Source organism: Sphaerisporangium perillae (assembly GCF_023276435.1).
GTDB classification, from domain to species: Bacteria; Actinomycetota; Actinomycetes; order Streptosporangiales; family Streptosporangiaceae; genus Sphaerisporangium; species Sphaerisporangium perillae.
Window position 1 is genome coordinate 164200 of the sequence record NZ_JALLPO010000009.1, and the last position, 13989, is coordinate 178188.

A 13989-nucleotide genomic window follows, 5' to 3' on the forward strand; every position below is an offset into this window, starting at 1 on the left:
TTCCACACGTCAAGACTTTGTAGTACTTATGCTTCACGCTCATCGCAATCACGCGATGAGGAACCGGCCGGCTCGGCGGCACTCTCGGCCGGGCGGCACGGAGCCGGGTTCGGGCATGGCCGCCCGTTCCTGCTCCCGGAAGGCGAATACCGTGGGCAGAAACAGGGGGATGCCATGTCGACGACGCGTGTCAGCCATCCGGTCTTCGCCCGGTTCTACACCTGGCTCAGCCAGGTGCTGGAGCATCACGGCCTGGCCGAACACCGGCAGGCGTTGCTGGCCGGGCTGTCGGGGCCGGTGATCGAGGTCGGCGCCGGCAACGGGCTCAACTTCGCCCACTACCCGCCGTCCGTCACCGGCGTGGTCGCCATCGAGCCAGAGCCACGGCTGCGAGCCACCGCCCACCGCGCCGCCACACGGGCACCCGTGCCGATCGAGGTCACCGGCGGCCTGGCCGAGCAGCTGCCCGCCGCCGATGCGAGCTTCGACGCCGCGGTGGTCTCATTCGTACTGTGCTCGCTGGCCGACCCCGGCGCCGCGTTGCGGGAGATGCGCCGTGTCCTGGTACCCGGCGGCCGGCTGCGTTTCCTCGAACACGTCCGCGCCGACACCCCCGGCTGGGCGCGGACGCAGCGTCTGCTGGACGCCACCGTGTGGCCGCGGCTGGCCGGCGGCTGCCACACCGCCCGCGACAGCGCCGCCGCGATCGAGGCGGCCGGCTTCACCATCGAGGCCGAGGAGCGGTTCCTGTTCCCCGCCGGGGTTCACAGCCCGATCTCCTTCTGCATCCGCGGGCTGGCCCGCAGATGACCTCGCACGAATTCAAAGGCCGGCTGTAGAACGCACCGATGCGATCGCCGAGGGCGCCCTTCTTGAACCGTGAACTTCACCGCGACAAGCCAGATCACCCCCGGCGGCAGGGAGAATCCGGGCGCTTTTGGCGGCGCCGTCCTCAGGCGGGCGGCGTTCCAATTGATCTCGTCCATTGGTAGCTTCGGGCCATAGGCCAACCGGGTCAGGGGCGTCTCCATGCGCGGTGCAACCGATCTTCACAAAGCGGTCGCCTCGCGGCGTTTGCTGTTGTTCTGTGGCGCCGGGATCAGCATGGATCCGCCGTCGACGCTGCCTGACTGGCACACGCTTCGCGACGAGACGCTTCGCGCGATCGCCACCCGCGACACATATCTCGCCAGGCATCTGGAGGGGAACCCGCACGGCGCGGCCGCCCTGCTGCGCCTCGCGAGGTCCTTGGCCGAAGGGTTCGGCATCCCGCAGGGCGCCTACGCCGCGCTGCGGGAGCTGGCCCTGCAGGCCGAGCCGGAAAGCGCCGCCGAATGCCTGAAGGATGCGGAGGCGATCCGGTCGGACTTCCAGAAATGGGCGGACGCCCGGCAGATCGCCGCCTTCTCCACTCCTGACGGCGAGCTGCCTGCCTGGTCGCGCCTCGGCGTCCTGCTGTTCCTCCACGGTCAGCGGATCACGCGCCAAGACGCCCCGGCCCCCGAGCGTGTGATCACGACCCTGCTCCGCGCGGCGCACATGTACTCGTTCACGGAACCGGTGAGTAGCGCTCCCTGAACACCCTGCCCCTCTGCGGCTTGTCGCAGGTGCGACCGACGCGCTCAGCGCAGCAGGGATCTCGCGGTGGGAGCCAGTCGCAACCGCTGCGGGGTTCTGGCCGGCATCGCCGACAAGGTGGGCAGCACCTTGTCGCGCCACCGATCCGAGTGCTCCAAGCGGTCCAGATGCTCGACGAGGTGCCGCTCGTCGGCGAACCGGGCGAACCACACGAAGACGTTCTCGCCGGTTCGCACCGGCAGCGCCGGGAAGGTGTTCGCCGCGTGTTCGGTCTGCAGGCAGGCCAGTGGCGTGGCGCCCGCCTCCGTCAGGGCGGGGCAGATCTGCCGGTCGAAGAACTCCACGAACGTCTCGTCGAACGGGCCGTCGCCGTAGTAGATCGTCGCGAGCACGACCGGCGGAGGCGGGGTCGTCCCGCCGGCCGGCGGAGGCGGGGTCGTCTCGCCGGCCGGCGGCCGGGCGGCGGCGGCGGCAGGGAAGCCGGTCCGCGCGGTGACGGGCCTCAGCAGCAGTACGTCGTCCGAGTCGATCATCGTGGCGTTGGCCTGCTCGCGGTGCGCCTTCCAGATCGGCCCGCCGTAGAAGCGGCCGAGCGCCTCGGCGCGGTGCGGCATGTCGTCGAATCCCCGCAGCCAGACGAACCGGTCCGGGTCGTCCAGGTCGCGGAACTGTCCGAGGACCGTCATGCCGACCGCCTCCTGCGACTCGACGAACTCCCGGTCGAAAAGGCTGATCAGCACGTCGCGCTGACCGGGGTGCAGCGTGTACTGCCTCAGCTCGACGATCGGGCATCGTACGTCGGACACGAGGATCTCCTTCTGTTCATTAGAACAACTTTTGTTACAACAAGGAGTACGCCGAAGGCCGCCAGCCCCAGGGGCGCCTAGCTCACCTGCAGGGTCTCGCGTAGCACGTCGGCTATCGACGTGCGCCCCAACTCCGCACGCAGGGCCAACTCGGCCTTGCCGTACACATCACCCAGTACAGGCCGGATCCCCTTGCCGACCGGGCATTCGAGGTTGGGCTCGGTGTGATGCATGCCGAACAACGGCTCCCCCTCGACGGCGTCGTACACGTCGAGCAGCACGATCTCCTCCGGCACGCGGGCCAGGCTCCACCCCGCCCCCGCGCCGTGACGCACGGTCACCAGGCCCGCCCGCCGCAGGTCACCGAGACTACGCCGGATGATCACCGGATTCGTGTTGACGCTGGCGGCGACCTCGTCAGAGGTCAGCAGCTCCGTTCCGCGCCGGTGCGCGAGGGCCAACCACGTCAGAATGTGCACGGCGATCGTGAGCCGGCTGTTCGCTGCCATCACCCCTCCTGCTGTAACAGCCTCTATTACAGTCGAAAGGATGTCAACCGGACGCCCATCCCAAGGCGTCTCCCCCGCCCAGCATGAGCCGTCTTGCTGACTTCTCGCTGACTCGCGGGACCTCACCCGGCGGACCGCCGTAGTCGCCGGCGAATGCGTGGCCGAAGTCGGAGAGCATCCGCGACGGCGCCTCGCCCGTGTGGCCGCGCCCGAGCGCCTCCTCGACGTCTGCCAGTTCGCTGGTGTGGTCAACCCCAGCACCGTGCCCGTGATCACCAGGTCGACGAAGAAGTCCAGGTCACTCATCGGTGCTCAAGCACTACGAACGCATCCGAATATCGGCTGACACCGTTTCCTGGCTCGTTCGCGGCGTCCAGAGCACTGTGGTAATCGCTCAGGAACTCGCTCTGATCAGTGCGGCGTTCGCTTCCGATCGTCCATGACACCGTAGGTGGACGCCCGGAACAGGAAAGAGGCCCAGGAGCGGTAGGGCCGCCATTCCTCCGACAGCCTCCGGTACGCGGCCGGCGGGGCGTCCTCCGGCAGGCCGTACACCTCACGCAGGATCGCGAACAGGCGCGGCTCGTCGCCCGGGAACGCGTCCGGCGCGCCCGCGCCGCGGATCAGGATCAGGCCTGCGGAGAACGGCCCGACGCCGGGCAGGGCACGCAACTCGGCAAGGGCCTCCTCCGGGCCGAGCGCGCGCAGGTGCTCGGTGGTGAGCACGCCGTCGAGCGCGGCGCGGGCCAGCCCGCGCAGCCACTCCTCCTTCTGTGCGGGCAGACCGAGGCCGCCGGCCTCCAGCAGCGTCACGGGAGGGGGGAAGGCCGAGTACGCCCGCCCGTCCACGATGACCTTAGCGCCGTACCGCTCCGCGATGCGCTGCTTGAGCCGGGCGGCGATCAGCATCGACGAGCGCTGCACGATCACCGCCCAGCACGCCGCCTCCCACGGACTCCAGAAGCACACTGGCCGCAGGCCGGGGCTGCGCCGCTGGAGGTCGCCGAGCACCGGGTCGGCCTCGCCGAGTTCGGCGAAGCCGGTGCCGTCCACGTCAAGGGAGAGGGTCCGCGCCACCTCGTCCCGGATCCGCGGCCCCGCGGCCCGCGTCGTGGCGACGGCGACCCCGCCCGGCGCGGCCGTCACGGTCACGCCGATCGGCAGCCAGTCGGACTCCGCGCAGTAGGCGAAGCGCAGCGCCTGCCCGTCGGAGGGCAGCGCGCTGGTGGCCGGCCAGTCCTCGACGAAGCGCAGCGAGGCGCCGAAGTCGAACAGCCCCTCGGCGGTGAGAGCGAATCCGTGCGTGGTCATGCGCCGTATGGTAGGAGGCCGGGCGAACCGGCCGGTACGGGCCTCCCCGACCGTTACGGAGACTGTCGGCCTTGGCCCTCACCGCGGGGTGGTCCATCTCCTCGTCGGGCAGCCTAGCCATGCCGGGGCCGTCGGCTCGGGGTCCCAGCTTGCGGGCTCCGTGGAAACGCCCGGGTCTGGGGTCAAAGAGTCTGAAGAGACCCACGGAGCCCTGGGATTATTCCCGTCAGAGTCGTTCGGTGAGGTGAACGGTGATCACGTCACCGGCTTGCTTCCCCATCGCCCGGCGCAGCGCAGCTGAGAACGGCAGTTTATGGGTACCATCCCCCAGCGCCATGAACGAGCTCTGGAACGGGTGTCCGTCCATGGTGCCCCGGACCTTGACCAGCCCCCGGGTGCCGAAGTACTCGACCGAGTCGGGCATCACCGCGTAGGTCCACCCGCCCTTGCTGGGACTCTTCCGCATGATCGCGGTGAACTGCTTGTCCAGCGTTCCCCGGGTGTGCCCGTTCATGCCCCTCACCTCCATGTCCCGACGATGACCGTGATCGCGGCCAGCTTGACCAGCCAGTCTCCCGCGTGGATGGCGGCCAGCCGCCACGGAACCTTCTCGTGCAGCACCGAGCCGGCCAGCAACACGACAGGGAAGCCGATCCACAAGACGCATGCTAGGCGGAGCGCCTCGATCCACCCGGTCGCGTCCACCTTGCCGGTGAGCCACGCGAGGACCACCGCTACCAGCGCGCCGCGGAGCAGCTCCGCCATCATCATCCAGGCCGGTGGCCGCTCCTCAGTGGCGTAGGCGTCCGCCAGCTTCGCCAATCGGGTACCGAACCCGATGTACCAGACAGTGCTCAGCAAAAACGCCACGACCGCGGCCGCCACGACCGCGAGATAGTTCAGCTCGGTCAACGTCGAACCCTCCTCGTCTCAGAGCTCTCGGCTGAGTGGCTCTCACGGGGGACGTCGGGGCCGAGTGGGTATTCTCGACAGGCCACACCAGGAGAATTCGGACCGGGAACCTGTCATGAAGTATTTGATCCTGATCTACAGCAACCCGGAGTCCCGGCAGCTGTGGAGCCAGCTATCCGCCGAGCAGCGCAGGGGAGGGCTCGAGGCCTACACCACCCTCAACGAGGCGTTGGCCGCGACCGGCGAACTGATCGTCACGGAGGCTCTCGCCGACCCGACCACGGCCAGGCGGGTTCGGGTGGAGGCGGGGCAGGCGACCGCGACCGACGGGCCCTTCGCCGAGGTCAAGGAGCTCGTGGCCGGTTTCTACCTCGTCGAGTGCGACAGCATCGACCGTGCAGTCGAGATCGCCGCACGCATCCCCGAAGCGGCCATGGGCCTCGTCGAGGTGAGGCCGGTGATGGCGCTGTCCGGCTTCGAGGTATGAGCAGCCACGTCGAGTTCGAGCGACAACTGCTGCGCGAACTGGCCCCGCAAGTCCTCGGGGCGCTGGTCCGCCACCACGGCAGTTTCGACGCCTGCGAGGACGCGCTCCAAGAAGCTCTGGTGGCCGCGACAACCCAGTGGCCCACCCAAGGTGTACCGACCAACCCCAAGGCATGGCTGATCACCGTCGCCTCCCGTCGGTTCATCGACCGATACCGCAGTGACGCTGCCCGCGCAGACAGGGAGCGGGCGCTCGCCATCCTCGCGTCTGCCGATCCAGGGGCTGTTTCACCCGTCGACGACACCCTCACCCTGTTCCTGATGTGCTGTCACCCCAGCCTCACCCCGCCGTCCCAGGTCGCGCTGACCCTGCGTGCGGTCGGCGGGCTGACCACCGCCGAGATCGCTCGCGGGCTGCTGGTGCCCGAGGCCACCGTGGCGCAGCGCATCAGCCGGGCCAAGCAGCGCATCAAGGCGTCCGGGACACGGTTCCGGCTCCCCGACACCGCCGATCGCGCCGCGCGGATCCGGAGCGTGATGGAGGTCCTCTACCTGATCTTCACCGAGGGATCAACCGCCAGCTCTGGGCCCACTGTCAACCGGGTCGAGCTGTCCACCGAGGCGATCCGACTGGCGCGCCAACTGCACGTCCACCTGCCGGATGACGGTGAGATCGCCGGGCTGCTGGCCCTCATGCTGCTCACCGAGGCGCGCAGCCCGGCCCGCAACACACCCTCCGGCGACCTCGTGCCCCTCTCGGAGCAGGACCGCACTCGGTGGGACGCCGCAGCGATCACCGAAGGAACCGCGCTGATCACCCATGCCCTGCAGACCGCTCCGATCGGCCCCTACCAGCTTCAGGCAGCCATCGCAGCCGTCCACGACGAAGCCGGCCGACCCGAGGACACCGACTGGAGTCAGATCCTCGTCCTCTACGACCTACTGACTCGGCTCGCCCCAGGTCCTATGGTCACGCTGAACCGGATCGTGGCCCTCGGCATGGCGCACGGCCCCGCAGCCGGGCTGGAGGAGCTCCGCGCCGCCCGGGCAGAACCGGCCATCGCCGAGCACTACCGGTTCGACGCCGTCCATGGATACCTCCTCGACCTCGCCGGTGACCACGCGGCCGCAAAGGAGTGCTACGCCCAGGCTGCCAGGCGCACCTTCAGCCTGCCCGAACAGCGCTACCTGCAGTCGCGCGCCAGAGTCGACTCTTGACCTTCCCCAGCCTGGAGGCCCCGATGGGTTCCGGACCCGCGACGGTCGACCGGCCCTTTGGCGTCCCCGGAGCTGTCCGCCTCATTCGCGGACATGCGGTTCGGCAGGGCTCGTGCGGTCTTCGCTGACTTTCGCTGACTGCGATCAGCAGTGAAGATCAGAAAGCCGCCGGCAAGCGATCCGAGGGAGATCCCTCCGGGGGCGGTCCGTCGACATTGCCCTGGACAGCAGTAGGACCCTGAAGGGTGTCAAAATTCGGCCATGAGTGTTGACTTGCGGCCTTCGCAGCCGAGCCTGTCCTTGGTCAGCCTGCTCTCTCGTACTCGTTGATCAGACCGCCGAGGACTTGGCGGCGTTCGATCCAGCCGACCGGGAGGCGGATCAGGTCTGCGCCGTCGGCGGGAGGTCGAAGATCCAAGGATCGGTGTGGCCTGTGCTGGTTGTAGTGGGCCGCGTATTCGGTCAGCATCATCCGCAGGTGCCACTCCCCGAAGATCAACATCCGGTCAGTGCACTCGCAACGCGCTGTCCGCACCCACCGCTCCGCGAACGCATTCGCGCGAGGCGAGCGGGGCGGGATTTTGATCACTCTTGTGCCATTCCCGGCCATGACCTCATCGAAGGCCCGCGTGAACTTGGCGTCCCGGTCGCGGACAAGGAACCGAAACTCGCCAGCACGGTCCCCTAGATCGATCAGGAGGTTGCGGGCCTGCTGGGCGACCCATGCTCCGTCTGGTCTGGCGGTCACGCCCAGGACGTGAACGAACCGGGTTCCGACCTCGGCCACGAAGAAGACGTACAAGCGGCGCAGCGTAACGGTGTCGACCGAGAAGAAGTCACACGCCAGCGTGCTGGCTGCGTGGGCGCGGATGAAATCGCGCCACTGGTCATTGCCGCGCCGAGGTGCAGGCTCCAGGCCGGCCCGCTTCAAGATCCGGCGGATCGTCGCACCGCTGACCCTGTACCCGAGATTCTTCAGCTCGCCGCGTATCCGCTCGTACCCCCACGACGAGTTCTCCCGGGCCAGCCTCAGCACTAGCGCCACGATCGTCGGGTCGGTCGGTGGCCTGCCCGGTTTTCGCTGAGGATAGGTCCACTGGCGGGCGACCAGTCGCTGGTGCCAGCGCAACAGTGTGCCTGGCGTCACCAGCCGATGCACACGTAGCGCCTTCGGCAGTGGTCTGACCAACGCGGACAAGATCGCACGATCGGCCCACGACAACCGCGGCCGGTCCACCTGACGGCGTAGGACGGCGACCTCATGACGCAGCACCAGGATCTCCAGCACCTTCGCGGCATCGTTACGAGCCAACAGGGACAGCCAGCCGACCAATCAGCAGAAGATCAAATACATCAAGTGCAGCGCCACGACTGTCGAGGATGCCAGACCCAGCCACCTCTTCGAGAGCTATCGATTACACATCACCGCAGCTCACGACCTCGCGGCAGAGTTTTGACACCCTTCAGGGCTGTGAAGTAGGCCCGAGTTACGGAAGCCGGGCCATCGCCCCCGCTAGCACTCCCTCTGGCGGACGAGCTCTGCCACCGGCACCCGTCGATGTACTCACTGAGTCAGCCATGTGCTGAGACCCGCTCCTTTCTCACCAACGCCGGTCCCACCGGCCTCCGTCGCAGCATGTACGAGTGGTCCAGCCGGACGTGGCGGTCCGGCCGTCCTGGCAGGACAGCAGGTGCCAGGCGTCGGGGGTCCAGGCGAAGATGGCGTCCTGGCCGTAGCGGCGGCCGATGGCGCGGGCCTTACGGTCGTCGAGACCGGCCACGGCGACGCTGTCCTCCGCGTGGCCGGCGGTGAAGTCACCGCCTACGGCGGGCCGCCATGTCAGGCCGAGCGCGTCGAGTTCGGCGACGAGCGCGGTTTGTGCGCGGGCGTTGACGGCGGCGGCAGCCATGCGGCCGCCCGGGTTGAACCCCGTGATCACGTGCAGGGTGACGTCGCCGAAGGGTGTGGCGCCTGTGCGTACCCCGGGCGCGGCAGGGGTCAACTCCAGGACGTGGTCATCCAGCCAGAAGCGGACCGTCGCGGTGCCGTACATCTCCCAGGTCGAGGTCATGAGGGTCCTTGTCGTTCCGGGACCCCCTTACCCCGCGGGCAGGGAGATCCGCGCTTGCCCCTGCCGTGCCGGCAGCGGCCAGGTCTTCCCTGGAGGGCACCTTGCGCGGTTAGGCGAGGTTGCCAGCCGAGGATCGTCCAGGGGCGCAATCGGCTTCGTGACCCGGCGCAGATGTTGGCACACCACGCCTGCGCCTGTCCAGAGATTGACCATTGCCCGATCGCGTCGCTAATGTCCCGGTCTGGGTCACGAGTTCCAGCGTCAAGCCCCGGCTCGCTGGACGGCATCCCGCCCGCTGCGGGTGCCCCGGGTGACGACCCGCTCCACGCAGGGAGCGTGGAGAACGGCGGATCACCGGGGCCGCAGGTTACCGGGGTCCACGTGGATCTCCGGAGATGTGCCCATGACCGTCCCCAGCGACTCCTACGCCCGGCGCCACAAGTACTGCCCCGGCTGCGACATCTTCTTCAGCCTCGTCGGTTTGGGTGCTGCCGAGCCCATCACCGAAGCCGACCCCGGCGTCTACTACGCCGAATGCCGCCATTGCCGGGCACGCTGGCACGTCCACCGCCCCGGCACTCCAGAGCGCGAGCGAGCCGAACCCGAGGTCGCCAAGCGGCCTATCGAGCAGCCCGACATGGCCGCGGCATGGTCCGGCGGCGTCCTGCGCCTCACCCTGGACGGGCATGTCCATGAGGCAGCCGCGAGGGCCGTCCTTCCGAAAGACGCTGACATCGTCGCCCACCCCTTCACCGAGGGCGCCCACGTGCTGACCGCGTGGAACCCCGGCGGGAGGCCTGGACGGCTGGATGAGAACCTGGCCACGCACGCGGCTCTGCTCGCGCGCCTGCGCGACTACGACTGGCACCTCCTGGCCGAGGCCGCCTCCCGTCACCCCGGCTTCGCCTGGGCCGAGCAGTCGGTCGTGATCGTCGGAGCGGGCGAAGACCAGGTCACGGCTCTCGCGCGGGAGTTCGGCCAGCCCGCTGTGCTGCGCTGGACCCCTGGGCTGCTCACCGCTATCGACACCGCCACCGGCGCGTCGCTCAGCCCCGGCGAGCCGGTCGTCGTCGCCCGGTTGCCCCATCGCCCGTGCGTGATGAAGGGCGAGGTCCGCGACGAGGTCTGCCGCAACCCCGGCGGGCCGTGGATCAGCAGGGCCATGCAGTACGCCAGGGACTGGAGCGAGCGGCGCACCTCTTTGTTCGCCGCCCTCGGCTGCGACACCTGCCTGGGCGGACCGGCCGAGGGACCGATGGGCAAGCGAGCCGACTCCGGCCGCCTTCAGGATCGGCAGGCCGTGCCCAGCCGGTACGGAGTCGGCCGCCGCCCCGACACACCTCCACGAGCATCGCGTAAGCCCTGAAAGTCCTCACGCAGCCGTTACACCCGCCTGGCCGCGAACGAGCAATCCATGATATATTGTGTACTCTATTCACATCACTTTCACCTGTGCCTGACGGTTCAGGTGGATATGTTCATCGCACCTAAGCCACCAGAGGGTTGGCGCATGGGAAACGGCTACGGAACCTGCATCTACTGCAACAACGGACGCTGCGACCTGTGCAGTGGCAGCCGCTGCTCGTGCGCCGACCAGCAGCACCGTCGTTAGTCCTGGATCCCCGAACCCCGTCCGATAAGGGAAAACGATGACGACCATTCGTATCCGGATCGACCACCAGTGGATCACGGTGGTGTCCGCCGGCATCGGCACCGCCTCGGGGGCACGGCCCGCACCGGCCGAAACCCCCATCCACGTCATCGGCGGTACCGGGACGGACGGCTCCTGGCCGGCCGAGTATGGCGAGCCTGGCCGCGCGACCCCGGCATTCGCGCTCACCGGCCTGACCCACGATGAGGCCTGCGAGCTTGGTCCAGACGGACTCCAGAGGTGCACCGTGCCCGATTCCCGATCACTCATCCCCGCCGACGCAGTCGCCCCGCTTGCGCTGCTCCGCTGGCACGACCACGGGAGACGTGCGATCCCTGCCGATGAGGCCGACGACCTGCTCGACCTGCCACCGAAAGAGCTCTGGAGCTGGCTCGGCGGTGACCACGAGGCCCTCGTCCCCTGCGGGAGGAGGTACTGCCGGATCGTCCTCCATGACGGCGGGCGTGTGGACCGGCTCGATCATCGGCGTGACGATGCCCTGAAGGACACCTGCGGCAGAGTCGTGAAGTTCCTACGGGCATCTCGCGGCCTGACCAACGTCTGGCCGTGGGCATCGCCTGATCGCCGCGACTGGCGGCGGGAGGCCCTCGACCCGCACGCCGGCGCTCTGATCGTCGGATTCCTGCTTCATCAATGGCGCGGTGATCCTTCACCGTCCGATGAGAAGTGGGAGCGGATTCGCTGGGGCATCGGCCCGAAGAGCCCTGTCAAGCCGCCCGCCCTTGGGGAGTTTCCGGCCCGGCGTCCGCCCTACCTGGGGACCGGATTTCCCGGCGGCGTTGCCATGACGAGCCCCGGCATCTGGAGGAAAGCCCAGGAATCGGGAGCTCAGCGCAGGGCATGCACCATCTGCTGGGAGTACGGGGTCCGCGATTTCATGGCGGACATCTGCAGGCGCTGCACCGACCTGATCAGCAGCAGGCAGAAATTCTTCACCCAGCCCGGACACCCGCTGGCGCTCGATGACCTTCGCTGCGCGCTCATCAGCCTGTCCGTGCTGTCTCCGGCGCTCAGGACCCTTCCCGACGAGGACCTTGAGTCCAACGACCCTCTGCTCAAGGATGCGATCCGCGCGCTGCTGACGGCCGACGGCTACCCGGAATCGCTGGCACGCCTCATCTGGCCCGAACCTGGGAAGGGCCGCTGAGGGACCTTGCGCGCTGACCGTTCCCTTCTCGCCCCGAAGCGGGCAAGGGAGTTCACGAGGTCCAGGTCGGCGAATGGCACGACCAATTCCCGCCCTGGACCTCGGCCACCTTGCCGGGCGTCTCAACCGGCTGACCGCGTAGATCCCCAAGCCCCCCAACATCCGTCACAACCGCCCCCTCTAGAAGATCGGACACGATATTGAGCACCAGCCCGCGAGAGCAGCCGAACCTCAACATCGGGGAAGCTCGCGAAATGTTCGCCGCCGCTATCGGAAGCGCGGTTCTTATAACTGGGTGCAGATGGATCGGCTTGCGGAGGACAACAGCGGTGATGGCGGAGGCGGGAAGCTGAGCGAGTCCGAACGCGAGGAGCTGGCGCGGCTGCGTCGGCAGAAGGCCGAGATGGCCCGCGAGTACGCCAGGGAGAAGGCGGCCTGGGACAAGGAGCGCGCCGAGCTGAAGATGGAGCGCGATGTTCTCAAACGATCCGTGGTCCTGTGGGTGAAGGACTCGATGGGCCGTTGATCGTGGCGGCTTTCATCGCGTCCCAGAGGACCGAACACGGTGTTCCTCACGAGATCTCTTGCCGGGCGCTGGGAGTGTCGCCCTCCTGGTTCTACAAGTGGAAGACACGTACCCCGACCGCGCGGGAACAGCGGCGCGCCCGCTTGGATGAGGAGATTGGCAAGCACTTCACCGCCTCTGGCGGCACCTACGGGTCCCCGCGGATCGCTCGTGACTTGCGGGAGGTGGGTTGGCGGGTGTCGGAGAACACGGTCGCTCCGCGGATGGTCGAGCTCGGCCTGGCCGGGCGCACGCCCAAGAGGCCGCGGTCTTTGACCCGTCAGGGTAGGCGGGCCGCTGCGCCGGACCTGGTCAGGCGGAAGTTCACGGCGGTCGCGCCGGATGTGCTGTGGGTGGGCGACGGGACGATGATCCACACCGGCGAGGGGCCGCTCTACCTGGCCACGGTGGAGGACCTGTTCTCCCGCCGGCTGCTCGGTTTCGCCATGTCCGAGCACCACGACGCCGCGTTGACGGTGGCGTCGTTGCAGATGGCCGTCGCGACACGGGGCGGCGACGTGGACGGGGTGATCTTCCACTCCGATCGCGGCTCGGAAGCCGAAGCGATGGACCGGATCTTCCCGAACGTCGACGACGGAGCCTAGTCACTCAGTTGGTCACTCGGAAGATCAAAAAGGCCGCTTCCCCGAAAGGGGAGCGGCCTTTGAGCTGGGTGGGCGATACTGGGATCGAACCAGTGACTTCTTCGGTGTGAACGAAGCGCTCTCCCGCTGAGCTAATCGCCCTCCAGTGCCGGACCCTCGCTCGGAGGGCTTGCCGACGGGGAAAACCATACCTCACTCCGAGGGCTCCTGGCGAAGCGGGCCGAGGATCCGGAAGGAAAGGTTGGCCGGAGTCCGGCGGCGTGGCGCCCTGTTGTCATAGCATCGTCATGCCCCATACTCATCCGAATCGCACCACTTATGATCTTTACCCCGAGACACCCGCAGATGCACCGAAGGACGGCAGGATCGACGCGCAAAACCCTTGCAAACACGCACCTCTAAGCGATGTTTGACCAGGTAGAGGCACAAATGTCGCGCTGTGATATGCGTTACAGAAGGGCCCAGGAGCGGAATCTCTCCTGCAGGTCTCTTCGTTTCGCAGACACAGCTCCGAGCGAAGTCCTTCAGAGCACCGCAACCCAAGCCCCGCGCAGGGGACCCACCGACGAAAGGTTTGGCTGACGATGAACGCCACCGTCTCTGCCGAGCTGGGCCTTCGACTTGTGGTCCCCGACCGTACGACCGTCCCCCTCCTCGCCGGCCTGAGCTATACGGCCGACGACCCGTACGCCATCAGGATGGCCTTCCACGTGGGGAACGACGAGCCGGTCGAGTGGATCTTCGCCCGCGAGCTGCTGACCGTCGGCATCGTCCGGCGGGTCGGCGACGGCGACGTCCAGGTGTGGCCGGCGCGGGCGGACGGCGAGCGCACGCTGAACATCAGCCTCACCTCGCCCTTCGGGCAGGCGCTGTTCGAGGTCCCGCTGCCGCCGCTGACCGAGTTCCTGCACCGCACCTACGAGCTGGTCTCCGCCGGCCGTGAGACCGACTTCATGGACCTGGACGAAGAGCTGACCAACATGCTGTGGAGTTCCTGACCGACTCCTCGCCCGCTTTTGCACCGCCTCCGACCGGCAGGCGGTAAGGCGCGCCCGGCGGGCCCACCGTGAGGCCGTGAAGCCAAAGGGCTGTGAAGCCACGAGCCGTG

Annotated in this window: 18 protein-coding genes, 1 tRNA gene and 2 riboswitches; of the genes, 9 read left to right on the forward strand and 10 right to left on the reverse strand. The window is 68.1% G+C overall.

The features are described from left to right. Positions 1-174 precede the first annotated feature (174 nt). Complete coding sequence (locus tag MYF83_RS11220; RefSeq protein ID WP_248960186.1) at positions 175-810, forward strand: class I SAM-dependent methyltransferase; 636 nt, start codon at positions 175-177, stop codon at positions 808-810. A gap of 294 nt (positions 811-1104) precedes the next feature. Next, positions 1105-1578 carry a hypothetical protein gene (locus MYF83_RS11225; RefSeq protein ID WP_248960187.1) on the forward strand — a complete coding sequence of 158 codons (474 nt, stop codon included), beginning with the start codon at positions 1105-1107 and terminating at the stop codon, positions 1576-1578. Between the two features lie 44 nt (positions 1579-1622). Here MYF83_RS11225 and MYF83_RS11230 read toward each other — a convergent pair whose 3' ends face one another. The 5 genes from MYF83_RS11230 to MYF83_RS11250 all read right to left on the reverse strand — a co-directional run bounded on the left by MYF83_RS11230 (position 1623) and on the right by MYF83_RS11250 (position 5116). Beyond that, on the reverse strand, positions 1623-2384 hold the full coding sequence (locus MYF83_RS11230; protein WP_248960188.1) for an NIPSNAP family protein: 762 nt from the start codon (positions 2382-2384) through the stop codon (positions 1623-1625). A 77-nt stretch (positions 2385-2461) separates the two neighbouring features. Then, positions 2462-2893, reverse strand: a complete 432-nt coding sequence (locus tag MYF83_RS11235) for an Rrf2 family transcriptional regulator (protein ID WP_248960189.1) — start codon at positions 2891-2893, stop codon at positions 2462-2464. Positions 2894-3304: 411 nt separating this feature from the next. Then, positions 3305-4204, reverse strand: coding sequence for a DNA-3-methyladenine glycosylase family protein (locus MYF83_RS11240; RefSeq protein WP_248960190.1), 900 nt, complete (start codon positions 4202-4204; stop codon positions 3305-3307). Between the two features lie 226 nt (positions 4205-4430). Continuing rightward, positions 4431-4718: a DUF1905 domain-containing protein gene (locus MYF83_RS11245; protein ID WP_248960191.1), complete on the reverse strand. Its 288-nt coding sequence runs from the start codon at positions 4716-4718 to the stop codon at positions 4431-4433. 5 nt (positions 4719-4723) lie between these two features. Continuing rightward, complete coding sequence (locus MYF83_RS11250) at positions 4724-5116, reverse strand: DUF1761 domain-containing protein (RefSeq protein ID WP_248960192.1); 393 nt, start codon at positions 5114-5116, stop codon at positions 4724-4726. Positions 5117-5231: 115 nt separating this feature from the next. On the opposite strand from MYF83_RS11250, the gene MYF83_RS11255 reads away from it, so the two are divergent. Next, positions 5232-5603, forward strand: coding sequence for a YciI family protein (locus tag MYF83_RS11255; RefSeq protein ID WP_248960193.1), 372 nt, complete (start codon positions 5232-5234; stop codon positions 5601-5603). Next, positions 5600-6820 (forward strand): RNA polymerase sigma factor, encoded by a 1221-nt coding sequence (locus tag MYF83_RS11260; protein ID WP_248960194.1) that lies wholly within the window; start codon positions 5600-5602, stop codon positions 6818-6820. The genes MYF83_RS11255 and MYF83_RS11260 overlap by 4 nt, the downstream gene beginning before the upstream one ends. A 304-nt stretch (positions 6821-7124) precedes the next feature. On the opposite strand, the gene MYF83_RS11265 is transcribed toward MYF83_RS11260, so the two are convergent. Then, positions 7125-8108, reverse strand: a complete 984-nt coding sequence (locus MYF83_RS11265; RefSeq protein WP_248960195.1) for an integrase core domain-containing protein — start codon at positions 8106-8108, stop codon at positions 7125-7127. 313 nt (positions 8109-8421) lie between these two features. After that, positions 8422-8892: a DUF3293 domain-containing protein gene (locus MYF83_RS11270; RefSeq protein WP_248960196.1), complete on the reverse strand. Its 471-nt coding sequence runs from the start codon at positions 8890-8892 to the stop codon at positions 8422-8424. A gap of 45 nt (positions 8893-8937) precedes the next feature. After that, positions 8938-9055: riboswitch (SAM riboswitch) on the reverse strand. An 81-nt stretch (positions 9056-9136) separates the two neighbouring features. Beyond that, positions 9137-9245, forward strand: a riboswitch (SAM riboswitch). Between the two features lie 50 nt (positions 9246-9295). Between MYF83_RS11270 and MYF83_RS11275 the strand changes: the two genes are divergently transcribed. Beyond that, complete coding sequence (locus tag MYF83_RS11275; RefSeq protein ID WP_248960197.1) at positions 9296-10258, forward strand: DUF3293 domain-containing protein; 963 nt, start codon at positions 9296-9298, stop codon at positions 10256-10258. Positions 10259-10327: 69 nt separating this feature from the next. Here the strand turns inward: MYF83_RS11275 and MYF83_RS11280 are convergent, their stop codons facing one another. Next, positions 10328-10600 carry a hypothetical protein gene (locus MYF83_RS11280; protein WP_248960198.1) on the reverse strand — a complete coding sequence of 91 codons (273 nt, stop codon included), beginning with the start codon at positions 10598-10600 and terminating at the stop codon, positions 10328-10330. Between the two features lie 205 nt (positions 10601-10805). Next, positions 10806-11027, reverse strand: a complete 222-nt coding sequence (locus MYF83_RS11285; RefSeq protein WP_248960199.1) for a hypothetical protein — start codon at positions 11025-11027, stop codon at positions 10806-10808. Here MYF83_RS11285 and MYF83_RS11290 point away from each other — a divergent pair. From MYF83_RS11290 to MYF83_RS11300, 3 genes are all read left to right on the forward strand, one after another. Beyond that, the gene (locus MYF83_RS11290) at positions 11010-11711 is read left to right on the forward strand and encodes a hypothetical protein (RefSeq protein WP_248960200.1); all 702 of its coding nucleotides are present in this window, start codon (positions 11010-11012) and stop codon (positions 11709-11711) included. The genes MYF83_RS11285 and MYF83_RS11290 overlap by 18 nt on opposite strands. Before the next feature lie 301 nt (positions 11712-12012). Beyond that, positions 12013-12237: a hypothetical protein gene (locus MYF83_RS11295; RefSeq protein WP_248960201.1), complete on the forward strand. Its 225-nt coding sequence runs from the start codon at positions 12013-12015 to the stop codon at positions 12235-12237. Between the two features lie 2 nt (positions 12238-12239). After that, on the forward strand, positions 12240-12881 hold the full coding sequence (locus MYF83_RS11300) for an IS3 family transposase (RefSeq protein WP_248960255.1): 642 nt from the start codon (positions 12240-12242) through the stop codon (positions 12879-12881). Between the two features lie 69 nt (positions 12882-12950). Here the strand turns inward: MYF83_RS11300 and MYF83_RS11305 are convergent. Beyond that, positions 12951-13022, reverse strand: a tRNA-Val gene (locus tag MYF83_RS11305). Positions 13023-13465: 443 nt separating this feature from the next. Here MYF83_RS11305 and MYF83_RS11310 point away from each other — a divergent pair. Further along, the gene (locus tag MYF83_RS11310) at positions 13466-13879 is read left to right on the forward strand and encodes an SsgA family sporulation/cell division regulator (RefSeq protein WP_248960202.1); all 414 of its coding nucleotides are present in this window, start codon (positions 13466-13468) and stop codon (positions 13877-13879) included. Positions 13880-13989: the final 110 nt, after the last annotated feature.